The organism is Enterobacter sp. AN-K1 (assembly GCF_020971765.1).
GTDB lineage: Bacteria > Pseudomonadota > Gammaproteobacteria > Enterobacterales > Enterobacteriaceae > Enterobacter > Enterobacter hormaechei_C.
This window is the reverse complement of the sequence record NZ_CP087390.1, coordinates 600,982-626,555: the sequence shown is the minus strand read 5'-3', so window position 1 is coordinate 626,555 and position 25,574 is coordinate 600,982. Positions and strand designations below refer to the sequence as shown.

Here is a 25,574-nt window from a genome sequence, read left to right as displayed (position 1 = left end):
TTTTTTGCCCGGTGGCGCGACGCGTACCGGGCCTACAAAATCGCGATCGTAGGTCGGGTAAGGCGAAGCCGCCACCCGACAAAGTTATTACTTCTTCTGAATTTCCAGCAACTGCTCTGGCGTTACCGCCGGGTAACCCTGTGCATTCTCCGGCACTTCGTGCATCGTTGGGATCGGCACCAGCGGGCCTAAAAAGCGCGGTTCACGTTTGAATAAGTACAGGTCAGCCAGCGCGCCAAAACGGGCGCCAAACTCACGTACGCGCACGCTCAGCATATCCTTTGGCGATGGCACCGCATAACACTGCGCCTGAATGCCCATATGCAGGGCGATAAACAGCGCCCGCTCGCAGTGGAAACGCTGGGTAATGATGATGAAATCATTGGTGTCGAACACCTTGCGGGTACGCACGATGGAATCAAGCGTGCGGAATCCGGCGTAGTCGAGCACGATATCGGCCGGGTCGACGCCTGCGGCAATCAGATCTTTGCGCATCGTCACCGGCTCGTTATAGCTTTGCAGCGCGTTATCGCCGCTCAGCAGCAGATAGTTCACCTTGCCGCTGTTATAGGCGTTCAGCGCGCCCTGAATACGATACCGGTAATACTGATTTATGACGCCAGTGCGGTAATACTTGGCGGTGCCAAGCACCACGCCAACCTGACGGTAGGGGAGATCCTGTAGGTCATCAAAAATGTAGGGGGCTGTTTTCCAGCTCATCCAGCGGTCGAGACCCAGCACGATCAACAGCAGTATGCCGACCAGGACAGACAGGCTGTAAAACACGCGCTTTAACATGCAGATGGCTCGTACCGATGATGAAATTTCCCTCAGGCTACTGTACCCGCCTGGTTAGCGCAAGAAACAGCGATTCAACTGAGGGGTTTTTCGTCAGACTGGCGGGCAACTCTGCCCGCCGAACAGATTATGCCAGCAGCACGCGGTCGATGGTTGAACAGCCCAGCGCTTTCAGCGTGGCTGCGGTCGCGTCCCACTGGATCAGCGGCGCATCGGCCTTTTCAGCCAGGATTGCGCGCTGAATATCCGGGTAGTCATACCCGTTCAGGCTAAGCAGGTTCAGGGCACCCTGGAGCGGAGGCAGCGTCGGGTTAAATGCGGCGTTCTCTGCATAGCTGCCGGTGAAGATGCGGCCGTCGCGGCACTGAAGGGCGACGCCGCTTGGAGATTTGCTGTATGGCGTGTGGCTTTTATTGGCGGCGGCAATGGCCGCTTCGCTCAGCTCATCTCCCGAGAGCGCATAACCGTGGTCCTGCTCGTCCATCAGCAGGGTTTTGATCTCAAGATCTTTCGGGCCGAAAGCATCCGGCAGGTAATCACCCAGCGTATGCGGTGCGCGTCCCGGCAGGTTGATACGCAGTTCAAGACCGCTGTTCAGCTCATTCATAAACTGGCGGCAGTGGCCGCAAGGGGTATAGTTGACGGTGATGGCGCGCAGGGCTTTTTCGCCGCGCAGCCAGGCGTGACTGATGGCGCTCTGCTCCGCGTGGACGGTTTGCTGCATGGTCGCACCAAGAAACTCCATGTTTCCGCCGAAGTACCAGGTTCCGCTCACGCCGCGCGCAATTGCGCCTACGTTAAAATGGGAAAGGTCAGCGCGGGCGCAGGCAGCCGCAAGGGGCAGCAGGGCGAAAGCCAGCGCGTCTTCGTCCAGCCCCGTTGCCTGTTTAAGGGCCGTGACCTGATCTGCCGTCAGCAGGGCGGGGAAATGCGCATCCGCCAGAACCGGAGCCAGGGCTGATTGCAAATTCTCTGCAAGCTGAGAGAAAGCAGCTTGAAAACGTGGATGCATGACGTTGCCTCATCAAGGTTAATGGATCGGTAGTGTACGGAGCCGTACGGCCTTTATATGTGATCCAAATCTCATTATGTGTGCAACTTATGAAATGAAAATGAAATTTGCGCGACGCATCGCAAATTTTAGCCCATGACTGCCAGAATAATCGGGAAGATAAACGGCGCGACCAGGGAAGTGATAATCCCGCAGATCACCAGCGCCAGCGAGCTGAATGCCCCTTCCTGATAATCCAGTTCCGCGCAGCGTGCGGTGCCCAGCGCGTGCGAGGCGGTACCCATCGCCAGACCGCGTGCCGCTTTGGTCCGAATTTTCATGATATTCAGCAGCGTATGACCAAACACCGCGCCCAGGATACCGACGAAAATCACGCACACGGCGCTGATGGCCGGAATGCCCCCGATGCTGCCGCCCACGGCCATGGCAATCGGCGTGGTGACGGATTTAGGCAGGATAGAGGCGGCGATCTGCGGCGACGCGCCCATCAATAAGGCCACCGAGGTACCGGTGATCATCGCAACAAGGCTACCCACAAAGCAGATGGTAATGATGGATTTCCAGCGCGCGCGGATCTGATGCAGTTGCTCATATAAAGGAAACGCCAGCGCCACCACGGCAGGCTGCAACAAATCGTTGAGGATCTTGCTCCCGGCGAAGTAACGCTCATAAGGAATGCCGGTGAGCAGCAGAAAAGGAATAATCACCACCATGGCGACCAGCAGCGGATTGAGCAACGGCATTTTGAAACGCACCGCAAGCTTACGCGCAGCAAAGAACACCACCAGGGTTAACGGCAGGGACCACCAGATATTCGCCATCATTTTTTTGTTTTCTCCCCGACGACCTTGCGTTCGCCATGCACAATGTGTGAACTCCAGCTGACGACCAGGAATACCACCAGCGTACTGATGGCGCAGGAGACCACAATCGGGCCGAACTGCGCTTTAAGCACATCGTAATACTGCATCACCCCAACGCCGATAGGCACAAAAAGCAGGGCCATATAGCGAATGAGAACGAAGCACCCCGGATTAACCCATTTCGCGGGCAGCACCTGTAATGCCAGTAGCACAAACAGGATCAGCATGCCGATAATGCTGCCGGGTATCGTAATCGGCAGCAGCGAAGCGATAAAAATGCCGGCGTACAGGCAGGCATAAATGAGGACGAAGGCGCGAAGGTATTGCCAGATAGTATTCAGTGATTTGCTCATGGTGAAAGTCCTTGCTGAGACGTATTCATCATACAATTAAACCTGAAAATGTGCCACGGATCACATCATGAATTTTGGGCATACCAGACATTCCGCAATGGAACGCCGGGCTTTCAACATACATAGAGAGCAGCTACTATAGCGCGTCTTTTTTCACAGGTACTCAGAATGCGTGTTTTACTGGCCCCGATGGAAGGTGTGCTCGACTCTCTCGTGCGCGAGCTGCTTACCGAGGTGAACGATTACGATCTCTGCGTGACGGAGTTTCTGCGCGTGGTCGATATGTTGCTGCCAGAAAAATCATTTTATCGTCTCTGCCCGGAACTGCATCGTCAGAGCCGCACTCCGTCCGGTACGCTGGTGCGCGTCCAGCTGCTCGGCCAGTATCCTGAGTGGCTGGCTGAAAACGCCGCCCGCGCGGTAGCGCTTGGTTCGTACGGCGTCGATCTTAACTGCGGCTGTCCGTCAAAGCTGGTCAACGGCAGCGGCGGGGGGGCGACGCTACTTAAAGATCCGGAGCTGATTTATCGCGGCGCAAAGGCCATGCGTGAGGCGGTGCCATCGCACCTGCCGGTGACGGTCAAAGTGCGTCTGGGATGGGACAGCGACGACAAGCAGTTTGAAATTGCTGACGCGGTGCAGCAGGCGGGCGCCACCGAGCTGGTGGTGCACGGGCGAACCAAAGAGGATGGTTATAAAGCCGAGCGCATTAACTGGCAGGCGATTGGCGAGATCCGCAAACGGCTTACGATCCCGGTGATTGCCAACGGCGAAATCTGGGATTATGAGAGCGCGCAGGCCTGCCTCAAAGAGACCGGCTGTAATGCCGTGATGATTGGCCGCGGTGCGCTGAACGTGCCGAACCTCAGCCGGGTGGTGAAATATAATGAGCCGCGGATGCCGTGGGCGGATGTGGTGAAACTACTGCAAAAATACACGCGGCTGGAAAAGCAGGGCGATACCGGCTTGTATCACGTCGCGCGCATTAAGCAGTGGCTGAGTTATTTGCGTAAAGAGTACGACGACGCGCTGGGATTATTTCAGGAGATCCGTACCCTACAGACGTCTGCGGATATTGCCCGGGTGATCCAGTCAAAATCCTGAGCGAACTGTGAAGTGTTTGCCCGGCGCGGAGCCGGGCAACAGAATCAGAAAATCATCTTGAATACGCCGGTTACCACCAGCAGCCCTATCAGAAATATAATCAAAATAACCCACAATAATATTTTCATTCGCCTCTCCTGCGTATGTCTGTCGAAGTAAGTGTAGCAGCCAATTCATAATTAGCATGAATACATGAAATTAAATCATTGTCTTGGAGAATAAATTTCCGGATATGAAAATGTATAACAATATGCAGATTGCCACGCGTTACTAAAAAACGGAACGTCAGTAAGCGTAAGTTGCGCCTTTATTTTTTTGAGTTCATGGCGTAATGAAACGTTCTCTTACTTTATCTCTGAGTGCTCCTCTTGTTTTTATGCTGGCCGCCTGCGCGCCGGAACATGCCACGGTGTCTCCAGTAAAAACGCAAGCCGCCGCCGCAGCTGTAAATACCCAACTGCGTCATGCCGACTGGCCAAAAAGCGAATGGTGGAAAGACTTTAACGACCCCCAGCTCAACGCGCTGATCGACAAAGCGCTGGCGGATGCGCCGGATATGCAAATTGCCCGTCAGCGTATTACCCTGGCGGAAGCACAGGCGAAAGCCGCTGTCGCTGCTGAGGGTCCACAGCTGGATTTTTCCGCAGATGTTGAACGGCAAAAAATGTCGGCAGAGGGGCTGATGGGGCCATTTGCGCTGACCGACCCGGCGGCGGGAACAACCGGCCCCTGGTACACCAACGGCACCTTTGGTCTGACGGCGGGTTGGGATCTGGATTTATGGGGTAAAAACCGCGCCCAAATTGAGGCCCGCATCGGTCAGGTGAATGCGCAAAAAGCGGAGCTGGAGCAGACCCGCCAGCTGCTCGCCAGCAGCGTCGCGCGGCTGTACTGGGACTGGCAGACCGAGGCCGCGGTGGGTGACGTACTCGCGCAAATCAAACGGGAGCAGGAAAATATCATCGGTGCCGATCGCGAGCTTTATCAGCACGGCATTACCTCCTCGGTGGAAGGCGTTGAAACGGATATCAATGCCAGCAAAACCGATGAACAGCTCGCTGACGTGCACGGCAAAATGAAGGTCATTGAGGCGCGTCTGAATGCGTTGACCCATACCCCTTCAGTCACGCTCGCCCGGCATGCCTTACCTGACGCAGAGGCGTCGTTGCCATCAACGCTCGGTTATGAACTGCTGGCTCGGCGCCCGGATTTGCAGGAGGCGCACTGGTATATCGAAGCATCCATGAGCGAAGTGGATGCCGCCAGAGCCGCGTTCTACCCTGACATCAATTTGATGGCATTCTTGCAGCAGGATGCATTGCACCTGAGTGACCTGTTCCGCTCATCTGCGCAGCAAATGGGCGTAACCGCCGGGCTGACGCTGCCAATTTTTGACAGCGGTCGGTTGAATGCGAACCTGGATATCGCCCAGGCGCAAAACAACCTCTCCGTGGCGAACTACAACAAGGCCGTGGTAGATGCCGTAAACCAGGTTGCCCGGACGGCCAGCGAAGTGGAAACGCTGACCGCCAAAAATCAGCACCAGCAGCAGATCGAAAAAGATGCGGCGCGCGTCGTTGCGCTGGCACAGGCGCGTTTCAGCGCCGGGATCATTGCCGGCTCCCGAGTGAGTGAAGCAAAAATTCCGGCGCTCAAAGAGCGTATTACCGGGTTCATGCTGAAAGGTCAGTACGTGGATGCCACGCTCCAGCTCACCTCCGCGCTGGGTGGCGGATATCATCACGGCTAACATTGCGCATTATCTATACTTACCTCTTTGCAGATTATCAGGAGGTGAGTATGACGCGAGTCGCAATTGTTACCGCATCGGATTCAGGAATTGGCAAAACGACGGCCCTGATGCTGGCCGAACGCGGGTTTGATGTCGGAGTAACCTGGCATTCAGATGAGAAAGGGGCGCTGGCAACCTGCCGTGAAATTGAAGCGCGCGGGCAGCGTGCCGAGGCCATTCATCTCGACTTAAGCAATTTGCCGGAAGGCGCAAAGGCCATTGAAACCCTGATTACGCGTTTCGGGCGGCTGGATGTGCTGGTTAACAATGCCGGGGCGATGAATAAAGCGCCATTTCTGGACCTGTCGTTTGACGACTGGCGGCACATATTCACCGTTGACGTGGACGGCGCGTTTCTCTGCTCGCAAATCGCGGCGCGTCAGATGGTGAAGCAGGGGGAAGGGGGGCGGATCGTGAATATCACCTCGGTGCATGAACATACGCCATTGCCGGACGCCAGCGCCTATACGGCGGCCAAACATGCGCTGGGCGGGTTAACAAAGTCGATGGCGCTGGAGTTGGTTAAACATAAGATTCTGGTGAACGCCGTTGCGCCCGGAGCGATCGCCACGCCGATGAATGATATGGACGACAGCGAAGTGAAAGAAGGCGCAATGCCGGAAATCCCGCTGGCACGGCCAGGGCATACCAAAGAAATTGCCAGCCTGGTGGCGTGGCTGTGTGACAGCGACGCCAGCTACACCACCGGGCAGTCGTTTATCGTCGACGGCGGTTTTATGCTGGCGAATCCGCAGTTTAAGCCTGCGGAATAAGCATTCCCCTCACCTCCAAGGGGAGAGGGTGTATAGCGTTTGGGGAGAGGGGTAGGGTGAGGGGCAGCAGGCCGAACTCACTCTTCATCCCGCCGCTTTTCGCGATGCTTGAGCCACAGCCGTACCACAATCACCACTGCAACAACCAGGATCAACCAGGCCCAGTGTTTAAGATGCTGATCGAGATTATGCAGCCACGGACCTATTACTTCGCCACCCACGTAGCCAAGCGTGGTGAAAATCAGCGCCCAGGCAATCGCCCCGAGAATGTTCAGCGGCAGGAAGATTTTCGGCGGTAAGCGGCTCGCGCCAATCAGTATTGGCCCGATGATGCGAAAGCCGTACATAAAGCGGGTACCAATCACAAACAGCCAGGGACGTCGCTGGATAAGCCGCTGAGCACGGCGAATTTTCTTTTGATGCTTAGCAAAACGTTGCAAAAGCGTTGGGCCAAAGCGCAGCCCCAGAAAGTAGAGCAGCTGATCGCCAATCATACCGCCCAACGCGACGGCGGCGACCACCAGCGAGAATTTCAGCAATCCCTGATGTGCGGCCACCCCGCCCAGCAGCGTGATGGTTTCGCCTTCCGCGACGCTGCCGATCACCAGCGCGGCGTATCCATATTGTTCAATAAGACCGTTGATATCCATTACGTAAACGTCATCTCCCTTACTGTGCCTGCGTTAATCATATACCCCATCCATCAACCGCGCGGCAATCAACGGAAATTTCCCACTGTACATAAAATAATCTAAAGCCTGCATTATACTTAAGCTATCGCTGACGGGCCGACAACAAGGGGGCGTTATGAACCATGTCTGGGGACTTTTCTCCCATCCCGATCGTGAAATGCAGGTGATCCGTAACGAGAACGAAACGGTCGCGCATCACTATACCCACCATGTCCTGCTGATGGCAGCGGTGCCGGTGGTCTGCGCGTTTATTGGTACTACGCAGATAGGCTGGAACTTTGGTGACGGCACCGTGGTTCAGCTTTCCTGGTTTACCGGACTGTACCTGGCCATTCTGTTTTATGGCCTGATGCTGGCCGGGGTGGCGGTGATGGGGCGGGTCATCCACTGGATGGCGCGCAACTATCCGCAGCGCCCGTCGCTGGCACACTGTATGGTCTTCGCCGGATACGTCGCGACCCCGCTGTTTTTAAGCGGTATTGTCGCGCTCTATCCACTGGTCTGGCTGTGCGCGCTGATCGGTACGGTTGCCCTCTTTTACACCGGTTATCTGCTGTATGTAGGGGTGCCAACCTTCCTCAATATCAATAAAGAAGAGGGCCTGAGCTTCTCCAGCTCTACGCTTGCCATCGGCGTACTGGTCCTTGAGGCGCTACTGGCCCTGACAGTTATTCTTTGGGGTTATGGATACCGTCTCTTTTAAGTTCCCTGCATTGCTGGCGTAAATGCCAGCAATGCAGCATCTGGTTATGATTCTCCGCTGGCGACAACGCACGGTGATCGCTATGATGCCGAAGCCAGCCTGTGTTTATCCGTTGACACAGGCGGTGTACGTCATAACGTGCGTGAATCATTATCAGAAGTCTCATCATGCTGAAATTTCGAGTGTCACTCCTTAGTCTTGCGCTGCTGCTGGGCGTCTCCGCTACCGCGCCAGCCATCGCCAAAACGACCGCAGTCGCCACCGCTGCTGCGCAACCCCAGATTGCGTCCGGCAGCGCGATGATCGTTGACCTGAATACCAACAAGGTGATCTACGCCAGTCATCCGGATCTGGTGCGCCCGATCGCTTCCATAACCAAAGTCATGACCGCGATGGTGGTGCTTGATGCACGACTGCCGCTGGACGAAAAGCTGAAGGTGGATATCAGCCACACGCCAGAGATGAAAGGGATCTACTCTCGCGTGCGTCTGAACAGTGAAATCAGCCGTAAAAATATGCTGCTGCTGGCGCTGATGTCCTCTGAGAACCGCGCGGCGGCAAGCCTTGCCCACCATTATCCTGGTGGTTACGACGCGTTTATCCGCGCGATGAACGCCAAAGCCAAAGCGCTGGGGATGAAAAATACCCATTTCGTAGAGCCAACCGGTCTGTCGATTCATAACGTCTCGACGGCGCGTGATTTAACCAAGCTGCTGATCGCCAGTAAGCAATACCCGCTGATCGGTCAGCTCAGTACCACGCGTGAGGAGATGGCGACATTCTCGAACCCGGCGTATACGCTGCCGTTCCGCAACACTAACCATCTGGTGTATCGCGATAACTGGAATATTCAGTTAACCAAGACCGGATTCACTAATGCGGCAGGGCACTGCCTGGTGATGCGCACCGTGTTTAACGGTAAGCCAGTGGCGCTGGTGGTGATGGATGCCTTCGGCAAATATACCCACTTTGCGGACGCCAGCCGCCTGCGCACCTGGATTGAAACCGGGAAAGTGCAGCCGGTGCCGGCTTCAGCGCTGGCGTATAAAAAGCAGAAAGCGGAACAGATGGCGACGGCGCAGAACGACTGAGCCGCCTGTCTGTGCCGGGTGGCGGCTTCGCCTTACCCGGCCTACGGCCCTAAAGCGGCCCCGATACGTAGGCCCGGTAAGCGAAGCGCCACCGGGCGAAAGCGCCTACTCCGGCAGCGTCCAGTCACCATCGTTGAGTGGACGCTGCATGATCAACGTATCCCGCCAGTCGCCCTTCTTATACCCCACGCTGCGCAGTTGACCGACAACCTCGAAGCCATGTTTTTTATGCAGCCGTAACGATCCCGCATTATTGTTTCCGTCACCAACCACGGCAATCATCTGCCGCCAGGGTCCTTGTTCACAACGGGCGATCAGTGCCTGGAGTAAGGCCGAGCCAAACCCGCGCCCGGTAGTGCTGGCATCCACATAGATGGATTCCTCAAGGGTGTACCGGTAGGCCTGGCGTGGACGATAAAACGTGGCGTAGCAGTAGCCGACAACAATGCCGCGATACAGCGCAACCAGCCACGGTAAACCGCTGTCGGTCACGCTCTTCATCCGCTGACGCATTTCATCGACAGTGGGGGGAACTTCCTCGAAGGACGCACGGCCATGAAGCACATGCCAGGCGTATATCGCCGAGATGGCATGCGCATCGTCAGGAAGGGCGTCGCGCACCTCGATTTCAGTTTCGGGGAAAGTTTCTACAGCCGACATGTTCTGCCCGCTCCTTGTTTGGAAAGCCAGAGAAACGTTTCTCTGGCAACAGGCAGATACTCTAGTACGTTTGAGGAGGGCTTAACAATCTCTTAAATTTGGCTATAAGAGTTCATCAGAGGCTTGCGTATTGTGTTCCTCTGTTTCGGCACTCTCTTTCCAGTATTTCTTCCGCGTTGTCTTACCAATGCCCGGGTTCATACTGTTTGTAGGGTCATTTTTGCGATAAAACTGTTTAAGCGTCTCCGGCGCTTTGTACAGGTGTCCTACGTTGTGCTCGGCAGGATATTGCGCGCCACGCTCGTGCAGCAGCGCCAGCATCTGTTCTTTCAGCGCGTGTGCATCAACCCCTTTTTTGACGATGTAATCCTGATGGAAGACATAGCACATAAAGTGGCCGTAATAGAGCTTATGCACCAGCTTGCTGTCGATCTCCGGCGGCAGATGTTCAAACCACTCGGTATCGTTGCGACGCAGGGCGATATCCAGCGCCAGAATATCCTCCACCTCTTCGGAATGCACCGCCTGATAACGGATGGCAGCACCCGCCGCGGCGAAGCGGTGCAGGAAGGCTTTGCTGCCTTCTTCCGGCGTACAGGCAAAGAAATCCCCGTCGGCGGTTTTGAAGAATTCGGTGAGCCAGCTCTGCGCTTCGGCAATTCCGTCCCCGGCCATTTTCAGCAGCAGATGGTGCTCATACTTGTCGCGCCAGGTCTTCATCCGCTCCGGTAAATGCGCCGGGAAGACGTTACCCAGCTTCTGCATAAAGCGGTCGGTGAAGTGCGGTTTGAACAACGATACTTTCTCCAGCATCGCGTCGGTGCGGCCCTTCATAGTGAAGAAGAACGGCATTTTGTCGGTGCCGAGCTTGTCGATCATCAGGAAGGTATCTTTGCCGTAGCGCTCGGCGATGTCGTAAATGTCCCGGTGCATATACTCGCCCGCCACCGGCAGGTGAGTGAACTCGGCCAGAATATGACGACGGATCTCCGTCAGCACCTCCGGCTGATTGGTGCCGATGTAAAACACCTGCTGCTTTTTCTCTGCCGGGAAGGTATCGAGGCGCACCGCAAAAACGGCCAGCTTGCCCGCGCAGCCGGAGGATTCAAACAGGCGATCCGGATCGGCGTTATAGCGCGCCGGCGTATCGGCATTGATATCGCGCACGCGGGTGATGTAATCGTGGTCATGCGCGTGACGGCCATCGTGCTGAACGTCTTCGTCCTTCACGCGGTCATCGTCGAGTTTGCTGAGGATCTGTTCAGGCGTTACGCCCAGATCGATCCCCAGATGGTTAACCAGCGTCAGCTTGCCGTTTTCATCGATACGGGCGAACAGCGACATTTCCGTGTAAGCCGGGCCGCGCTGCACCAGCGAGCCGCCGGAGTTATTGCAGATCCCGCCGATCACCGAGGCGCCAATGCACGATGAGCCGATCACCGAGTGCGGTTCGCGTCCCAGCGGCTTAAGCGCTTTTTCCAGCGAGTAAAGCGTGGTGCCGGGGAAGGCGAGCACCTGTTCGCCCTTGTCCAGCAGGTGCAGTTTGTCGAGGCGTAGGGTGCTGATAATCACGATGTCACGATCGTAATCGTTGCCGTTCGGCGTGGAGCCTTCGGTCAGGCCGGTATTCGCAGCCTGCATTAAAATAATCTTGTCTGCCGCAACGCAGGCGCTGAGCACGCGCCACAGTTCGAGCAACGTACCGGGGAAGACTACCGCCAGCGCGTCGCCCTGGCCGGAGCGAAAGCCCTTCCGATAGCGGGCGGTTTTGGCCGGGTCGGTAAGCAGGTGAGAGTGACCAACCAGGCGAGACAGTTCGTTAATAAATGTAGTGTTATCGTCAGTTCGAACAGAAGACATCTTCCACTCCTTGTGGTGGGGCAAATTTCTCGCTGTAAAGCATAGCGCGATTAGCCGTTGAGCGGTCGGGTATTCATGAGAAAAATCAGAGAATAACCCTGCAAGGTTTTCAGGCTTTATGGCACACTGCGCTTTTCGCACGGTCTGGCCGGGTGCTTCCCGCGGTTATTGATGAGAGAGAATAACAACATGAAATGGCTATGTTCTGTAGGTGTCGCCGTCAGCCTGGCGCTGCAACCTGCGCTGGCAGAGGATTTGTTTGGTAATCACCCGCTCACGCCCGAAGCCCGCGACGCCTTTGTCACGGATTTACTCAAAAAGATGACGGTCGATGAGAAAATCGGCCAGCTGCGCCTGATCAGCGTCGGTCCGGATAACCCGAAAGAAGCCATTCGCGAGATGATCAAAGACGGGCAGGTAGGGGCCATTTTTAACACCGTTACCCGCCAGGATATCCGCAAGATGCAGGATCAGGTGATGGAGCTGAGCCGCCTGAAAATTCCACTGTTCTTCGCTTATGACGTGGTGCACGGCCAGCGTACCGTCTTCCCGATTAGCCTCGGCTTAGCCTCCTCTTTTAATCTTGATGCGGTGAAAACCGTCGGGCGCGTTTCGGCATATGAAGCCGCAGACGACGGCCTGAATATGACCTGGGCGCCGATGGTTGACGTCTCCCGCGATCCGCGCTGGGGCCGCGCTTCGGAGGGCTTCGGTGAAGACACGTATTTAACCGCCACGATGGGCAAAACCATGGTGGAAGCGATGCAGGGCAAAAGCCCGGCAGATCGTTACTCGGTCATGACCAGCGTCAAGCACTTCGCCGCCTATGGCGCGGTGGAGGGCGGTAAAGAGTACAACACCGTCGACATGAGCCCACAGCGCCTGTTTAACGACTACATGCCGCCATACAAGGCAGGGCTGGACGCGGGGAGCGGCGCGGTGATGGTAGCGCTGAACTCTCTCAACGGCACGCCTGCCACCTCCGATTCGTGGCTGCTGAAAGACGTGCTGCGCGACCAGTGGGGCTTTAAGGGCATTACCGTCTCTGACCACGGCGCGATTAAAGAGCTGATCAAACACGGCACGGCGTCTGACCCGGAAGACGCGGTACGCGTGGCGCTCAAGTCCGGAATCAACATGAGCATGAGCGATGAGTACTACAGCAAATACCTGCCGGGGCTGGTGAAGAGCGGCAAAGTGACGATGGCAGAGCTGGACGACGCCGCCCGCCACGTGCTGAACGTGAAATATGACATGGGGCTGTTTAACGATCCGTACAGCCATCTGGGGCCAAAAGAGTCAGACCCGGCGGACACTAACGCCGAAAGCCGTCTGCACCGTAAAGAAGCCCGGGAAGTAGCGCGCGAAAGCCTGGTGCTGCTGAAAAACCGTCTCGAGACGCTGCCGCTGAAAAAATCCGGCACCATTGCCGTGGTCGGCCCGCTGGCCGACAGCAAGCGTGACGTCATGGGCAGCTGGTCTGCCGCGGGCGTGGCCGACCAGTCCGTGACCGTGCTGACCGGTATCAAGAGCGCCGTGGGTGATAACGCAAAAGTGGTTTACGCCAAAGGCGCGAACGTCACCGACGATAAAGACATCGTCACCTTCCTCAACCAGTACGAGGAAGCGGTGAAGGTGGATCCGCGCACGCCGAAAGAGATGATTGACGAAGCGGTTAACGCCGCGAAGCAGTCCGACGTGGTGGTCGCGGTGGTGGGTGAAGCGCAGGGGATGGCGCACGAAGCCTCCAGCCGGACCGACATCACCATCCCGCAAAGCCAGCGCGATCTGATCGCGGCCCTGAAAGCCACCGGCAAGCCGCTGGTGCTGGTGCTGATGAACGGGCGTCCGCTGGCGCTGGTGAAAGAAGACCAGCAGGCTGACGCTATTCTGGAAACCTGGTTCGCCGGTACCGAAGGCGGTAACGCCATTGCCGACGTGCTGTTTGGCGATTACAACCCGTCCGGCAAGCTGCCGATGTCCTTCCCGCGCTCCGTCGGGCAGATCCCGGTTTACTACAGCCACCTGAACACTGGTCGTCCGTATAACGCTGACAAGCCGAACAAGTACACGTCTCGTTATTTCGATGAGGCGAACGGCCCGCTGTATCCGTTTGGCTATGGCCTGAGCTACACCACCTTCAAGGTGTCTGACGTGAAAATGTCGGCGCCGACCCTGAAGCATGACGGCAAAGTGACCGCCAGCGTGGAGGTGACCAACAGCGGCAAACGCGAAGGCGCGACGGTGATCCAGATGTACATTCAGGATGTCACGGCCTCAATGAGCCGTCCGGTGAAACAGCTGCGCGGCTTCGAGAAGGTCAACCTGAAACCGGGCGAAACCAGAACGGTCAGCTTCCCGATTGACGTGAATGCGCTGAAGTTCTGGAACCAGCAGATGAAATACGATGCCGAGCCTGGCAAATTCAACGTCTTCATTGGCGTGGATTCCGCCCGCGTGAACAAAGCCGAATTCGAGCTGCAATAATCTTACCTTCCTCCCCATCCCCCGCCTGGCGGGGGATGCCTCTCATCTTGTACGAAAAACGGTTAAATTCGCTGTTTTAAGCTACGCTTTTGTCTCAAGCCTATGAAAAAGGCCACAAAATAATGAGGAAAGCAGAATGACGATTATTAAGGGGATAACAGGATCGGCGGTGCTTCTGGCGGCGCTAAGCCTGCCGCTACAGGCCGCAGAGCCGGTTAAGGTGGGTTCCAAAATTGATACCGAGGGCGCGTTGCTCGGCAATATCATTTTGCAGGTACTCGAAAGCCACGGCGTGAAAACGGTCAATAAAGTACAGCTTGGCACCACACCTGTCGTACGCGGTGCCATCACGTCCGGCGAGCTGGATATCTACCCGGAATACACCGGCAACGGGGCATTCTTCTTCAAGGATGAAAACGATCCGGCCTGGAAAAATGCCAAAGCCGGGTACGAAAAAGTCAAAAAGCTTGACGCGGAAAAAAATAAGCTGGTCTGGCTTACGCCGGCACCGGCCAACAACACCTGGACCATCGCGGTGCGTAAAGATATTGCCGAGAAAGGCAAGCTCACCTCGCTTGACGATCTCAGCCGCTACCTGAAAGAGAAGGGCGAGTTTAAGCTCGCGGCCTCGGCAGAGTTTATCGAGCGCGCTGATGCCCTGCCAGCGTTTGAAAAAGCCTATGATTTCAAGCTCGAACAGTCTCAGCTGCTCTCGCTGGCGGGCGGCGACACGGCGGTGACCATTAAGGCGGCGGCGCAGCAAACCTCCGGCGTCAACGCGGCGATGGCCTACGGCACCGACGGCCCGGTCGCGGCGCTTGGTCTGCAAACCCTGACCGACCCGAAAGGCGTTCAGCCCATTTACGCCCCAACCCCGGTCGTGCGCGAGGCGGTGCTGAAAGCCTACCCGGATATTGCGGAATGGCTCAAACCGGTGTTTGAAAAACTGGATGCGAAAACGCTGCAACAGCTGAATGCCAGCATTGCCGTTGAGGGGCTGGATGCCAAAAAGGTGGCTGCCGACTTCCTGAAACAACAAGGGCTTGTGAAGTAACGGGACAAGGCTGTGCCAATAAAATGTCATAACCGCGTCCTGCTGCTGTTGGCCTGTGTGGCCATTGCGGCGGTCGCGTTACCCTTTGTAAATGTCGCGCCAAACCGTCTGGTGTCGGGCGAACCGCGCGCGCTCTGGCAGATCTGGTCATTTACGCCGCTACTGCTGGGCGCGGCGCTGGCGAGTACTGTAGCCTTAGCCTTCTGGCCAGGGCGAGCCGCCCTTTGGCTGACGCTTCTGCTCAGCGAAGCACTGTTTATCGTGCTGTTCTGGAGCGCGGGACAGGCGGCAACGCAGATGGCCTCGGTTGAAAGCCCGCTGGCGCGCACGTCGATTGGCAGCGGGCTGTGGCTGTGGCTGGCACTTTGTCTGCTGGTCTGTAGCGATGCCATTCGCCGTCTCACGCCGCTACCCGTCTGGCGCTGGCTGCTGAACGCGCAATTCTGGGTTATCCCTCTGCTGATCCTCTTCAGCGGCGATCTGAATCAACTCTCGCTGTTAAAAGAGTACGCCAACCGCCAGGAGGTATTTGACAACGCGCTGGCGCAACATCTGACGATCCTGTTCGGGACGCTGATCCCGGCGTTGCTGCTGGGCGTGCCGCTGGGCATCGGGTGCTACCGGCATCCCAGCCGCCAGGGTGCCGTCTTTACCGTGCTCAACGTTATTCAGACCATCCCCTCCGTTGCGCTGTTTGGCCTGCTGATTGCCCCCCTGGCCGGTCTGGTGAAATCCTTCCCTGCGTTGGCCGCGGCAGGCATTGCCGGAACCGGGCTGACGCCTGCCCTTATCGCCCTTGTGCTGTATGCGCTGCTGCCGCTGGTGCGCGGCGTGGTGGCGGGGTTAAGCCAGGTTCCGCCTGACGTGCTGGAAAGCGCCCATGCGATGGGGATGAGTGCGCGCCAGTGTTTCTGGAAAATACAGCTGCCGCTTGCGCTTCCGCTGCTGGTTCGCAGCCTGCGGGTGGTGACGGTGCAAACCGTGGGGATGGCGGTGATTGCCGCGCTGATCGGGGCGGGCGGCTTTGGGGCACTGGTGTTCCAGGGGCTGCTGAGCAGCGCGCTGGATCTGGTGCTGCTGGGTGTTGTGCCCACGATTGCGCTGGCGGTCGTACTGGATGCATTGTTTGCCCTGTGGCTCGCGCTGCTCAGGAGAAGAGCCAATGATTGAATTTCATGATGTGAGTAAAACCTTTGCGGGCCGTCCGGCGGCAAGCCACCTCAATCTGCATTTTGCCGAGGGGGCGTTCTCGGTATTGATCGGGACGTCGGGGTCGGGAAAATCGACGACGCTGAAGATGATCAACCGGCTGGTGGAACATGACAGCGGGACGATTCGCTTTGCCGGAGAGGAGATCCGCAGCCTGCCGGTGCTGGAACTGCGGCGGCGTATGGGCTACGCCATTCAGTCCATCGGCCTGTTTCCCCACTGGACGGTGGCCCAGAACATTGCCACCGTGCTACAGCTGGAAAAATGGTCCCGGGGGAAGATCAATGAGCGTGTCGACGAGCTGATGGCGCTGCTGGGCCTGGACGCGTCGCTTCGCGACCGCTATCCGCACCAGCTTTCCGGCGGACAGCAGCAGCGGGTCGGGGTGGCGCGCGCGCTGGCCGCTAACCCGCAGGTGCTGCTGATGGATGAGCCCTTCGGCGCGCTGGATCCGGTCACCCGCGGCGCACTTCAGGCGGAGATGAGTCGCATCCACCGTATTCTAGGGCGCACCATCGTGCTGGTGACGCATGATATCGACGAAGCGCTGCGGCTGGCCGATCGTCTGATACTGATGGATCACGGCGAAGTCGTCCAGCAGGGTACGCCGCTTGAGCTGTTAACCTCGCCAGCGAATGATTTTGTGCGTGAATTTTTTGGCCGCAGCGAGCTTGGCGTCAGGCTGCTCTCGCTGCGCACCGTCAGGAACTATCTGCGTCCGCAGGATGCGCAAATCGGTGGTGAACCGCTGCACGATGGGATGAGCCTGCGCGATGCCCTGTCGGCGTTTGTCGCCCGGCAGTGCGAGGTGTTACCCGTTGCGGACGGGCAGGGGACGCCATGCGGGACGATCCATTTTCGCGATCTGCTGGCGGGGGAGGTGACGCGTGAAGTGGGTCCGTGATCCGTTACTCTGGCTGACAGGGCTGTTTATCGCCTTACTCTACCTGATGCCGCACAGCGCGGCGCTGTTTAATGCGCTTATTCCCGGGCTGCCGCGCCCGGTGTACCAGCAGGAGAGCTTTGTTAATCTCACCCTGGCGCACTTCTGGCTGGTGGCGGTGTCAAGCGTGATTGCCATCGTGCTGGGCACAGGCGCCGGGATTGCGGTGACGAGACCCGCGGGCAGGGAGTTTCGTCCGCTGGTGGAGACCATCGCCGCAACGGGGCAGACCTTCCCGCCGGTGGCCGTGCTGGCGATTGCCGTGCCGGCGATCGGTTTTGGGCAGGAGCCTGCCATCATTGCGCTGATTTTGTACGGCGTGTTGCCCATTCTGCAAGGGACGCTGGCGGGGATTGCGGCGGTGCCTGCATCGGTGCTGAGCGTAGCGGAAGGGATGGGGATGAGCGCCTGGCAGCGGCTGGTGAAGGTCGAACTGCCGCTGGCCGCACCGGTGATTATCGCCGGCGTGCGAACGTCCGTGATTATCAACATTGGTACGGCAACCATCGCCTCGACGGTCGGAGCCAATACGCTGGGAACGCCGATCATTATCGGGTTAAGCGGGTTTAATACGGCTTACATTATTCAGGGGGCGGTTCTGGTTGCGCTGGCGGCGATTGTGGTGGATCGCCTGTTTGAACGCCTGGCCGGATACCTCAGCCAACACCGCCGCGAACAATAAATGAATAACCTGCAAGCATAACGCCACCGATACCGCTGATGGCCATCAGTGCAAAGAGGGTAATTACGGCCAGTTTCGTTGCCTTCATCATGTGCTCCTGTTGTTAACGGAACAATTATACGGTGAAGCGCAGCTGTTAATGAACCATTAAATGCCGTTACGACGCATTTGGCCCCAGCGAGTAAACGGGATAACCATGTTCGCGCCATTCCGTCAGGAGCTGCTGCTGGGAAGCGGAGGGGACTTCGCCGCACCAGACCAGCAGCGTCTGTCCCTCAAACAGTTCCGGCCTGAGCTGGGCCAGGGAGTGGGCAAGCACGTCAACGCGCCAGCCCTGCTGGGTGGCAATCCAGGCTTCGAGCCACAGCCGGGTGGTATCGTGTACGTTCCAGCCGATCACCAGCGCATCTTTGCTGTTTTTATTCCGCGCTGAGGCAAGACAGACGGAAATATAGTTAATCAGCACGCCATCAAGCATGCTGAGCAGTGCCTGTAAGGTGGTTTGCTGACACTGAAGCCGACGCCGTAGGGGAATAAAAAGATGGGTGATCAAGGTTTGCGCCGGGTAGTCTCGACCCTGTTCTTTGATCCAGCCGCGCAGACGCTGCAAATTGCCACTCTGCAACAGCCTCAGCAGCGTTTCCTGCTGCTCGCGCCAGAGAAGCTGCGTATCTGGATCGTCCTGGCTCAGAAGCGATTTTACCTTGCCGACCTGTACGCCATTGTCGATCCAGCTTTTGATCTCGCGGATCCGGTCAATATCCGCATCGTTAAACAGGCGGTGCCCACCGTCCGTTCTTTGCGGCTTAAGCAATCCATACCGTCGCTGCCACGCCCGTAGCGTAACGGGATTGATATCACACAGGAGTGCCACTTCACCTATTGTGTAAAGCGCCATTTTCGCCCCCAGGCTTGCGCGTCCCCAGCTTAACTGTAGACCCACTTTGCGGAACCAGGAAGATTTGATTCTTTTTTGTACAAATTATACGAAAGACAGGTTATCTCCGGCTAAAGGTGTGATGGCGGACACGATTTATCGCTTTTTTGGCACGTTTCAAAGAAAGTTAACCGCTATCAGTGTATGTTACGCGTTTTTAGAATGTGCGGTTTGTGAGTATGTACGAGTTTAATCTGGTGCTGCTGTTGCTTCAGCAGATGTGCGTGTTCCTTGTCATCGCCTGGTTGATGAGCAAAACGCGCCTGTTTATCCCGCTGATGCAGGTCACCGTCCGTCTGCCGCACAAATTCCTCTGCTACGTCGTATTTTCCATATTCTGCATTATGGGGACCTGGTTTGGTCTCCATATCGAAGATTCCATCGCCAATACGCGCGCCATCGGCGCGGTAATGGGCGGGCTGCTCGGAGGCCCGGTTGTCGGCGGTCTGGTGGGGTTAACCGGCGGCCTGCACCGCTATTCGATGGGCGGTATGACGGCGCTGAGCTGCATGATCTCCACCATCGTCGAAGGGCTGCTCGGTGGTCTCGTCCACAGCTATATGATTAAGCGCGGTCGCCCGGATAAAGTGTTCAGTCCCTTTACCGCAGGGGCGATTACCTTTGTGGCGGAAATGGCGCAGATGGCGATCATCCTGCTGATCGCGCGCCCGTTTGACGATGCGTTACATCTGGTCAGCAGCATTGCCGCACCGATGATGGTCACCAATACTGTAGGTGCGGCGCTGTTTATGCGCATTCTGCTCGACAAACGCGCCATGTTCGAAAAATACACCTCGGCATTTTCTGCCACCGCCTTAAAAGTTGCGGCGTCGACGGAAGGGATCCTGCGGCAGGGATTCAACGAGGAGAACAGTATGAAGGTGGCGCAGGTGCTGTATAAAGAGCTGGATATCGGAGCCGTGGCGATTACCGATCGCGAGAAGCTGCTGGCGTTTACCGGTACCGGCGACGACCACCATCTGCCGGGCAAACCGATCTCCTCGGCCTATACCCTGCGCGCTATTGAAACGGGTGAAGTGGTGTATGCCGACGGAAATGAAGTGCCGTACCGCTGTTCCCTGCATCCGCAGTGCAAACTCGGCTCTACGCTGGTCATTCCCCTGCGGGGTGAAAACCAGCGCGTCATGGGCACTATTAAGCTTTACGAAGCCAAAAACCGCCTGTTCAGCTCCATCAACCGCACGCTGGGGGAGGGGATCGCCCAGCTGCTTTCGGCGCAAATACTGGCGGGGCAGTATGAACGGCAAAAAGCGCTGCTGACGCAGTCAGAAATTAAGCTCCTGCACGCTCAGGTGAACCCGCATTTCCTGTTTAACGCGCTCAACACGCTGAAAGCGGTGATCCGCCGCGACAGCGATCAGGCCGCGCAGCTGGTGCAATTTCTCTCGACCTTTTTCCGCAAAAATCTGAAGCGACCCTCGGAGATCGTCACCCTCGCGGACGAGATTGAGCATGTAAACGCCTATCTGCAAATTGAAAAAGCGCGCTTCCAGTCACGTTTACAGGTGTCGTTATCCGTCCCGGACGATCTGGCGTATCAGCATCTTCCCGCCTTTACCCTGCAACCGATTGTAGAAAATGCCATTAAGCATGGGACGTCGCAGCTGCTGGGAAGTGGAGAGATTATGATTTCCGCTTCCCGTTTTAACCACCATCTGGTGCTGGATATTGAAGACAACGCGGGGCTGTATGAAGCTTCCGCGTCAGGCGGTCTGGGCATGAGCCTGGTGGATAAACGCCTGCGCGCGCATTTTGGTGACGACTGCGGTATCACCGTCGCCTGTGAGCCAGACCGCTATACCCGAATTACCTTACGATTGCCGCTGGAGGAGAACGCATGTTAAGAGTGCTGATTGTCGATGATGAGCCGTTAGCACGGGAAAACCTGCGTGTTCTGTTGCAGGAGCAGAGTGATATCGAGGTTGTGGGGGAATGTGCCAATGCGATTGAAGGCATCGGTGCGGTGCATAAACTGCGCCCGGACGTGCTGTTCCTCGATATTCAGATGCCGCGCATCAGCGGGCTGGAGATGGTCGGCATGCTCGACCCGGAGCACCGTCCCTATATCGTCTTTCTGACGGCCTTTGATGAGTACGCGGTAAAGGCGTTTGAAGAGCACGCATTTGATTATCTGCTGAAGCCGATTGAAGAGAAACGCCTTGAAAAGACCCTGACCCGCCTGCATCAGGAGCGTACCGTGCAGGACGTGACGCTGCTGCCGGAGCATCAGCAGCCCCTGAAGTTTATACCCTGTACCGGGCACAGCCGGATTTACCTCCTGCAAATGGACGACGTTGCCTTTGTCAGCAGCCGTCTGAGCGGGGTATACGTCACCAGCGCTGAAGGTAACGAAGGCTTTACCGAGCTGACCCTGCGCACGCTGGAGAGTCGCACGCCGCTAATCCGCTGCCATCGTCAGTATCTGGTGAACATGGCGCACCTGAAGGAGATCCGTCTGGAAGATAACGGCCAGGCCGAGCTGGTGTTACGTGCCGGGCAAATCGTTCCCGTCAGTCGTCGCTACCTGAAAAGTTTGAAAGAGGCGATAGGGCTGTAAAACTGGTACACTGCGCGCCATTGCATCATCGACATTCGAAGGCTCTATGCTAAGTAACGATATTCTTCGTAGCCTGCGCTACACCCTGAAAGCGAACAATAATGACATGGTGCGCATTCTTGCGCTCTCCGACATGGAATCCACGTCCGCCGGGTTCGACACCTGGATGACTAAAGAAGATGAAGAGGGTTTTGTTCGCTGCCCGGACATTATTCTGTCGGGCTTTCTGAATGGCCTGATCTACGACAAGCGCGGCAAAGATGAATCTGCGCCTGAGCTGGCGCTGGAGCGTCGGGTGAATAACAACACGGTGCTGAAAAAGCTGCGTATTGCTTTCTCCCTGAAAACTGACGACATTCTGGCGATCATGACCGAGCAGAAATTTCGCGTGTCGATGCCGGAAATCACCGCCATGATGCGCGCGCCGGATCATAAGAATTACCGCGAGTGTGGGGATCAGTTTCTGCGTTATTTCCTGCGTGGGTTGACGCAGCGGGTGCATAACCAGAAGGGGTGATTTTAGCCGGGTGGCGGCTTCGCCTGACCCGGCCTACAAAACCCGTAGGCCCGTGCAAGCGTAGCGCCGCCGGGCAAAAAAAAGCCGGATTCTCATCCGGCTTTTTTATTACTTCACCTGCTGACCCGGCTTCGCGCCTTCGTCAGGGCTTAAAAGGAAGATATCTTTCCCGCCCGGGCCTGCGGCCATCACCATCCCCTCAGAGATGCCGAAGCGCATTTTGCGCGGCGCCAGGTTTGCCACCATCACGGTCTGACGACCAATCAGCACCTGCGGATCGGGATACGCGGAACGAATGCCGGAGAAGACGTTACGCTTCTCGCCGCCCAGATCCAGGGTCAGACGCAGCAGTTTGTCAGAACCTTCCACGAACTCCGCGTTTTCGATCAGCGCCACGCGCAGGTCGACTTTGGCGAAATCATCAAAGGTGATGGTCTCCTGAATCGGATCGTCCGCCAGCGGGCCGGTCACCGGTGCGGCAGCCGCTTTCACCTCTTCTTTGGATGCTTCCACCAGCGCGTCAACCTGCTTCATCTCGATGCGGTTATACAGCGCCTTGAAGGTGTTCACTTTGTGGCCGAGCAGCGGCTGCTGGATGGCATCCCAGGTCAGTTCGGTGTTCAGGAATGCTTCCGCGCGGGCTGCCAGCTGCGGCAGAACCGGCTTCAGCCAGGTCATCAGCACGCGGAACATGTTCAGACCCATGGTGCAGATCGCCTGCAAGTCGGCGTCGCGGCCTTCCTGTTTCGCCACCACCCACGGCGCCTGCTCGTCCACATAGCGGTTGGCCACGTCTGCCAGAGCCATGATTTCGCGAATGGCTTTACCGAATTCACGGCTTTCCCAGGCTTCGCCAACCGCAGCGGCGGCGTCGGTGAAGGTTTTATACAGCTCAGGATCGGCCAGTTCGGCAGAAAGCACGCCGTCAAAGCGTTTGGCGATAAAACCTGCGTTACGGGACGCCAGGTTGACCACCTTGTTGACGATGTCCGCGTTCACGCGCTGCACGAAATCTTCCAGATTCAGGTCGATATCGTCGATGCGGGAAGAGAGCTTCGCGGTGTAGTAGTAGCGCAGGCTGTCCGCGTCAAAGTGGTTCAGCCAGGTGCTGGCCTTAATAAACGTCCCGCGAGATTTAGACATCTTCGCGCCGTTCACCGTTACGTAGCCATGTACGAACAGGTTGGTCGGCTTGCGGAAGTTGCTGCCTTCCAGCATTGCTGGCCAGAACAGGCTGTGGAAGTAAACGATGTCTTTACCGATGAAGTGATACAGCTCGGCATCGGAATCTTTCTTCCAGTATTCGTCGAAGCTTACGGTGTCGCCGCGCTTGTCACAAAGATTCTTGAACGACCCCATGTAGCCAATCGGCGCATCCAGCCAGACGTAAAAATATTTGCCCGGCGCGTTCGGGATTTCGAAGCCAAAGTAGGGCGCATCGCGGGAGATATCCCACTGTTGCAGACCGGATTCGAACCACTCCTGCATTTTGTTCGCGACCTGCTCCTGCAACGCACCGCTGCGGGTCCACGCCTTCAGCATTTCGCTGAACGACGGCAGGTCGAAGAAGAAGTGCTCGGAGTCACGCATCACCGGCGTCGCGCCGGAGACCACGGACTTCGGTTCGATAAGCTCGGTCGGGCTGTAGGTTGCGCCGCACACTTCGCAGTTATCGCCGTACTGGTCCGGGGATTTACATTTCGGACAGGTGCCTTTGACGAAACGGTCCGGCAGGAACATGCCTTTTTCCGGATCGTACAGCTGAGAGATGGTGCGGTTTTTAATGAAACCGTTCTCTTTCAGACGGGTGTAGATCAGCTCTGACAGCTCGCGGTTTTCGTCGCTGTGCGTGGAGTGATAGTTGTCATAGCTGATGTCAAAGCCAGCAAAATCGGTCTGATGCTCCTGACTCATTTCGGCGATCATCTGTTCCGGGGAAATGCCCAGCTGCTGCGCTTTCAGCATGATCGGCGTGCCGTGGGCATCGTCCGCACAGATGAAGTTCACCTCGTGGCCGCGCATTCGCTGGTAACGGACCCAGACATCAGCCTGGATATGCTCCAGCATGTGGCCGAGGTGGATTGAGCCGTTGGCGTACGGCAGGGCGCACGTTACCAGAATTTTTTTCGCGACTTGAGTCATAGTAGGCATTACTTCTTTTAACTGTGAAAAGGGTTTTCGATATTACCAAAAGGGGCATTATTAAGTAAGCACAAACCGCGGCCTTTCAGGTAAACTTGTTTGTCTAAGGTCTTATTCACAAGAACAAAGGAGTCGGGATGAGTTCTCAATCCCAGGCCAAATCACCGGAAGCCTTACGAGCAATGGTCGCCGGGACGCTGGCTAATTTTCAGCATCCAACCCTGAAGCACAATCTCACGACGCTGAAAGCGCTTCATCACGTCGCATGGCTGGACGATACGCTGCACATTGAGCTACAGATGCCGTTCGTCTGGACCAGCGCCTTTGATGCCCTGAAAGAGCAAACCAGCTCTGAGCTGCTGCGCATTACCGGCGCAAATGCAATTGACTGGAAGCTAAGCCACAGCATCGCCACGCTCAAGCGCGTGAAAAATCAGCCGGGCGTTAACGGCGTGAAGAACATCATCGCCGTCAGCTCGGGCAAGGGCGGGGTGGGTAAATCGTCGACCGCCGTGAACCTGGCGCTTGCGCTGGCGGCTGAAGGGGCGAAAGTCGGCATTCTGGATGCGGATATCTACGGCCCGTCCATTCCAAACATGCTGGGGGCGGAAAACCAGCGTCCAACCTCGCCGGACGGCACCCACATGGCGCCAATCGTGGCGCACGGTCTGGCGACCAACTCCATTGGTTACCTGGTCACGGACGATAACGCAATGGTCTGGCGTGGCCCGATGGCCAGCAAGGCGCTGCTGCAAATGTTGCAGGAGACAATGTGGCCTGACCTCGATTATCTGGTACTGGACATGCCGCCGGGCACCGGTGATATCCAGCTGACGCTGGCGCAGAACATTCCGGTTACCGGCGCCGTCGTGGTCACCACGCCGCAGGATATCGCGCTGATCGACGCCAAAAAAGGCATCGTCATGTTCGAGAAGGTGGAGGTGCCGGTACTGGGTATCGTCGAGAACATGAGCATGCACATTTGCAGCAACTGCGGGCACCATGAGCCTATCTTTGGTACCGGTGGCGCCGAAAAGCTGGCGGCGCAATACCACACGCAACTGCTGGGGCAACTGCCGCTGCATATCACACTGCGTGAAGATCTGGATAGCGGTAAGCCAACGGTGGTCAGCCGTCCGGATAGCGAATTCACGGAAATCTATCGTCAGCTGGCGGGGCGCGTTGCGGCGCAGCTTTACTGGCAGGGCGAAGTCATTCCGGGTGAAATCGCCTTCCGCGCGGTGTAACGCCTCTGCGCGTTAGTGCCGGGTGGCGGCTTCGCCTTACCCGGCCTGGCTCGATTTTGTAGGTCAGGTAAGCGTAG

General features: G+C 57.0%; 24 protein-coding genes. 14 read left to right on the top strand and 10 right to left on the bottom strand.

The window, feature by feature from the left end; genetic code table 11:
- Positions 1 to 87: 87 nt before the first annotated feature.
- The 4 genes from sanA to LOC22_RS03010 form a co-directional block, all read right to left on the bottom strand.
- Positions 88 to 798: an outer membrane permeability protein SanA gene (sanA, locus tag LOC22_RS03025; protein WP_017383381.1), complete on the bottom strand. Its 711-nt coding sequence runs from the start codon at positions 796 to 798 to the stop codon at positions 88 to 90.
- Positions 799 to 925: 127 nt separating this feature from the next.
- On the bottom strand, positions 926 to 1,810 hold the full coding sequence (gene cdd / locus LOC22_RS03020) for a cytidine deaminase (protein ID WP_017383380.1): 885 nt from the start codon (positions 1,808 to 1,810) through the stop codon (positions 926 to 928).
- Positions 1,811 to 1,938: 128 nt separating this feature from the next.
- The gene (locus LOC22_RS03015; protein WP_015572322.1) at positions 1,939 to 2,634 is read right to left on the bottom strand and encodes a CidB/LrgB family autolysis modulator; all 696 of its coding nucleotides are present in this window, start codon (positions 2,632 to 2,634) and stop codon (positions 1,939 to 1,941) included.
- Positions 2,631 to 3,026 (bottom strand): CidA/LrgA family protein, encoded by a 396-nt coding sequence (locus tag LOC22_RS03010; protein ID WP_003859308.1) that lies wholly within the window; start codon positions 3,024 to 3,026, stop codon positions 2,631 to 2,633. The genes LOC22_RS03015 and LOC22_RS03010 overlap by 4 nt, the downstream gene beginning before the upstream one ends.
- A 168-nt stretch (positions 3,027 to 3,194) precedes the next feature.
- Here LOC22_RS03010 and dusC point away from each other — a divergent pair, with 168 nt between their 5' ends.
- The 3 genes from dusC to LOC22_RS02995 all read left to right on the top strand — a co-directional run bounded on the left by dusC (position 3,195) and on the right by LOC22_RS02995 (position 6,695).
- Positions 3,195 to 4,130 carry a tRNA dihydrouridine(16) synthase DusC gene (dusC, locus tag LOC22_RS03005; RefSeq protein ID WP_015572323.1) on the top strand — a complete coding sequence of 312 codons (936 nt, stop codon included), beginning with the start codon at positions 3,195 to 3,197 and terminating at the stop codon, positions 4,128 to 4,130.
- Positions 4,131 to 4,461: 331 nt separating this feature from the next.
- Positions 4,462 to 5,880, top strand: a complete 1,419-nt coding sequence (gene mdtQ / locus LOC22_RS03000; protein WP_026080616.1) for a multidrug resistance outer membrane protein MdtQ — start codon at positions 4,462 to 4,464, stop codon at positions 5,878 to 5,880.
- A 50-nt stretch (positions 5,881 to 5,930) separates the two neighbouring features.
- Entirely contained in the window at positions 5,931 to 6,695 is a 765-nt protein-coding gene (locus tag LOC22_RS02995) for an SDR family oxidoreductase (RefSeq protein ID WP_023295053.1), read from the top strand.
- A gap of 77 nt (positions 6,696 to 6,772) precedes the next feature.
- On the opposite strand, the gene LOC22_RS02990 is transcribed toward LOC22_RS02995, so the two are convergent.
- Positions 6,773 to 7,345: a DedA family protein gene (locus tag LOC22_RS02990; RefSeq protein WP_015572327.1), complete on the bottom strand. Its 573-nt coding sequence runs from the start codon at positions 7,343 to 7,345 to the stop codon at positions 6,773 to 6,775.
- A gap of 157 nt (positions 7,346 to 7,502) precedes the next feature.
- On the opposite strand from LOC22_RS02990, the gene LOC22_RS02985 reads away from it, so the two are divergent.
- Together LOC22_RS02985 and pbpG are read left to right on the top strand one after the other, a co-directional pair.
- Complete coding sequence (locus LOC22_RS02985; RefSeq protein WP_003859296.1) at positions 7,503 to 8,090, top strand: Yip1 family protein; 588 nt, start codon at positions 7,503 to 7,505, stop codon at positions 8,088 to 8,090.
- 167 nt (positions 8,091 to 8,257) lie between these two features.
- Positions 8,258 to 9,181, top strand: coding sequence for a D-alanyl-D-alanine endopeptidase (pbpG, locus tag LOC22_RS02980; RefSeq protein ID WP_015572329.1), 924 nt, complete (start codon positions 8,258 to 8,260; stop codon positions 9,179 to 9,181).
- A 105-nt stretch (positions 9,182 to 9,286) separates the two neighbouring features.
- Here the strand turns inward: pbpG and LOC22_RS02975 are convergent, their stop codons facing one another.
- Together LOC22_RS02975 and dld are read right to left on the bottom strand one after the other, a co-directional pair.
- Positions 9,287 to 9,841 carry a GNAT family N-acetyltransferase gene (locus LOC22_RS02975; protein WP_039270357.1) on the bottom strand — a complete coding sequence of 185 codons (555 nt, stop codon included), beginning with the start codon at positions 9,839 to 9,841 and terminating at the stop codon, positions 9,287 to 9,289.
- Positions 9,842 to 9,943: 102 nt separating this feature from the next.
- On the bottom strand, positions 9,944 to 11,701 hold the full coding sequence (gene dld / locus LOC22_RS02970) for a D-lactate dehydrogenase (RefSeq protein ID WP_015572331.1): 1,758 nt from the start codon (positions 11,699 to 11,701) through the stop codon (positions 9,944 to 9,946).
- Positions 11,702 to 11,890: 189 nt separating this feature from the next.
- Here dld and bglX point away from each other — a divergent pair, with 189 nt between their 5' ends.
- The 5 genes from bglX (at position 11,891) to LOC22_RS02945 (ending at position 18,076) form a co-directional block, all read left to right on the top strand.
- The gene (gene bglX, locus LOC22_RS02965) at positions 11,891 to 14,188 is read left to right on the top strand and encodes a beta-glucosidase BglX (protein ID WP_149500569.1); all 2,298 of its coding nucleotides are present in this window, start codon (positions 11,891 to 11,893) and stop codon (positions 14,186 to 14,188) included.
- Between the two features lie 136 nt (positions 14,189 to 14,324).
- Positions 14,325 to 15,242 carry an ABC transporter substrate-binding protein gene (locus LOC22_RS02960; protein ID WP_045141686.1) on the top strand — a complete coding sequence of 306 codons (918 nt, stop codon included), beginning with the start codon at positions 14,325 to 14,327 and terminating at the stop codon, positions 15,240 to 15,242.
- Positions 15,243 to 15,254: 12 nt separating this feature from the next.
- A complete protein-coding gene (locus LOC22_RS02955) occupies positions 15,255 to 16,412 on the top strand; it encodes an ABC transporter permease (protein ID WP_017383374.1) in 1,158 nt (385 codons plus the stop codon).
- A complete protein-coding gene (locus LOC22_RS02950) occupies positions 16,405 to 17,355 on the top strand; it encodes an ABC transporter ATP-binding protein (protein ID WP_230239346.1) in 951 nt (316 codons plus the stop codon). The genes LOC22_RS02955 and LOC22_RS02950 overlap by 8 nt, the downstream gene beginning before the upstream one ends.
- A complete protein-coding gene (locus LOC22_RS02945) occupies positions 17,339 to 18,076 on the top strand; it encodes an ABC transporter permease (protein ID WP_017383373.1) in 738 nt (245 codons plus the stop codon). The genes LOC22_RS02950 and LOC22_RS02945 overlap by 17 nt, the downstream gene beginning before the upstream one ends.
- Here the strand turns inward: LOC22_RS02945 and LOC22_RS02940 are convergent.
- Both LOC22_RS02940 and mlrA read right to left on the bottom strand, forming a co-directional pair.
- Positions 18,051 to 18,164, bottom strand: coding sequence for a protein YohO (locus LOC22_RS02940; RefSeq protein ID WP_017383372.1), 114 nt, complete (start codon positions 18,162 to 18,164; stop codon positions 18,051 to 18,053). The two genes, LOC22_RS02945 and LOC22_RS02940, sit on opposite strands and share 26 nt — an antisense overlap.
- A 69-nt stretch (positions 18,165 to 18,233) precedes the next feature.
- Complete coding sequence (mlrA, locus tag LOC22_RS02935; protein ID WP_017693055.1) at positions 18,234 to 18,974, bottom strand: HTH-type transcriptional regulator MlrA; 741 nt, start codon at positions 18,972 to 18,974, stop codon at positions 18,234 to 18,236.
- Positions 18,975 to 19,192: 218 nt separating this feature from the next.
- Here mlrA and LOC22_RS02930 point away from each other — a divergent pair, with 218 nt between their 5' ends.
- The 3 genes from LOC22_RS02930 to LOC22_RS02920 are packed head-to-tail and all read left to right on the top strand — an operon-like array spanning position 19,193 to position 22,108.
- Positions 19,193 to 20,878, top strand: coding sequence for a sensor histidine kinase (locus tag LOC22_RS02930; RefSeq protein WP_017383370.1), 1,686 nt, complete (start codon positions 19,193 to 19,195; stop codon positions 20,876 to 20,878).
- A complete protein-coding gene (btsR, locus tag LOC22_RS02925; protein ID WP_017383369.1) occupies positions 20,872 to 21,591 on the top strand; it encodes a two-component system response regulator BtsR in 720 nt (239 codons plus the stop codon). The genes LOC22_RS02930 and btsR overlap by 7 nt, the downstream gene beginning before the upstream one ends.
- Positions 21,592 to 21,637: 46 nt before the next feature.
- Complete coding sequence (locus LOC22_RS02920; RefSeq protein ID WP_015572337.1) at positions 21,638 to 22,108, top strand: DUF1456 family protein; 471 nt, start codon at positions 21,638 to 21,640, stop codon at positions 22,106 to 22,108.
- A 108-nt stretch (positions 22,109 to 22,216) separates the two neighbouring features.
- On the opposite strand, the gene metG is transcribed toward LOC22_RS02920, so the two are convergent.
- Positions 22,217 to 24,250 (bottom strand): methionine--tRNA ligase, encoded by a 2,034-nt coding sequence (gene metG / locus LOC22_RS02915; RefSeq protein WP_015572338.1) that lies wholly within the window; start codon positions 24,248 to 24,250, stop codon positions 22,217 to 22,219.
- Positions 24,251 to 24,387: 137 nt separating this feature from the next.
- Here metG and apbC point away from each other — a divergent pair, with 137 nt between their 5' ends.
- A complete protein-coding gene (apbC, locus tag LOC22_RS02910; protein WP_023295046.1) occupies positions 24,388 to 25,497 on the top strand; it encodes an iron-sulfur cluster carrier protein ApbC in 1,110 nt (369 codons plus the stop codon).
- Positions 25,498 to 25,574: the final 77 nt, after the last annotated feature.

Bases quoted from the DNA above. Each gene is read 5' to 3' on its own strand.
- pbpG (WP_015572329.1), top strand. From the start codon at position 8,258: ATGCTGAAATTTCGAGTGTCACTCCTTAGTCTTGCGCTGCTGCTGGGC.
- mlrA (WP_017693055.1), bottom strand. From the start codon at position 18,974: ATGGCGCTTTACACAATAGGTGAAGTGGCACTCCTGTGTGATATCAAT.
- LOC22_RS03015 (WP_015572322.1), bottom strand. From the start codon at position 2,634: ATGATGGCGAATATCTGGTGGTCCCTGCCGTTAACCCTGGTGGTGTTC.
- sanA (WP_017383381.1), bottom strand. From the start codon at position 798: ATGTTAAAGCGCGTGTTTTACAGCCTGTCTGTCCTGGTCGGCATACTG.
- LOC22_RS02985 (WP_003859296.1), top strand. From the start codon at position 7,503: ATGAACCATGTCTGGGGACTTTTCTCCCATCCCGATCGTGAAATGCAG.
- LOC22_RS02950 (WP_230239346.1), top strand. From the start codon at position 16,405: ATGATTGAATTTCATGATGTGAGTAAAACCTTTGCGGGCCGTCCGGCG.
- dusC (WP_015572323.1), top strand. From the start codon at position 3,195: ATGCGTGTTTTACTGGCCCCGATGGAAGGTGTGCTCGACTCTCTCGTG.
- dld (WP_015572331.1), bottom strand. From the start codon at position 11,701: ATGTCTTCTGTTCGAACTGACGATAACACTACATTTATTAACGAACTG.
- LOC22_RS02990 (WP_015572327.1), bottom strand. From the start codon at position 7,345: ATGGATATCAACGGTCTTATTGAACAATATGGATACGCCGCGCTGGTG.
- LOC22_RS02940 (WP_017383372.1), bottom strand. From the start codon at position 18,164: ATGAAGGCAACGAAACTGGCCGTAATTACCCTCTTTGCACTGATGGCC.
- LOC22_RS02995 (WP_023295053.1), top strand. From the start codon at position 5,931: ATGACGCGAGTCGCAATTGTTACCGCATCGGATTCAGGAATTGGCAAA.
- cdd (WP_017383380.1), bottom strand. From the start codon at position 1,810: ATGCATCCACGTTTTCAAGCTGCTTTCTCTCAGCTTGCAGAGAATTTG.
- mdtQ (WP_026080616.1), top strand. From the start codon at position 4,462: ATGAAACGTTCTCTTACTTTATCTCTGAGTGCTCCTCTTGTTTTTATG.
- metG (WP_015572338.1), bottom strand. From the start codon at position 24,250: ATGACTCAAGTCGCGAAAAAAATTCTGGTAACGTGCGCCCTGCCGTAC.
- LOC22_RS02920 (WP_015572337.1), top strand. From the start codon at position 21,638: ATGCTAAGTAACGATATTCTTCGTAGCCTGCGCTACACCCTGAAAGCG.
- apbC (WP_023295046.1), top strand. From the start codon at position 24,388: ATGAGTTCTCAATCCCAGGCCAAATCACCGGAAGCCTTACGAGCAATG.
- LOC22_RS03010 (WP_003859308.1), bottom strand. From the start codon at position 3,026: ATGAGCAAATCACTGAATACTATCTGGCAATACCTTCGCGCCTTCGTC.
- LOC22_RS02960 (WP_045141686.1), top strand. From the start codon at position 14,325: ATGACGATTATTAAGGGGATAACAGGATCGGCGGTGCTTCTGGCGGCG.
- LOC22_RS02930 (WP_017383370.1), top strand. From the start codon at position 19,193: ATGTACGAGTTTAATCTGGTGCTGCTGTTGCTTCAGCAGATGTGCGTG.
- bglX (WP_149500569.1), top strand. From the start codon at position 11,891: ATGAAATGGCTATGTTCTGTAGGTGTCGCCGTCAGCCTGGCGCTGCAA.
- btsR (WP_017383369.1), top strand. From the start codon at position 20,872: ATGTTAAGAGTGCTGATTGTCGATGATGAGCCGTTAGCACGGGAAAAC.
- LOC22_RS02975 (WP_039270357.1), bottom strand. From the start codon at position 9,841: ATGTCGGCTGTAGAAACTTTCCCCGAAACTGAAATCGAGGTGCGCGAC.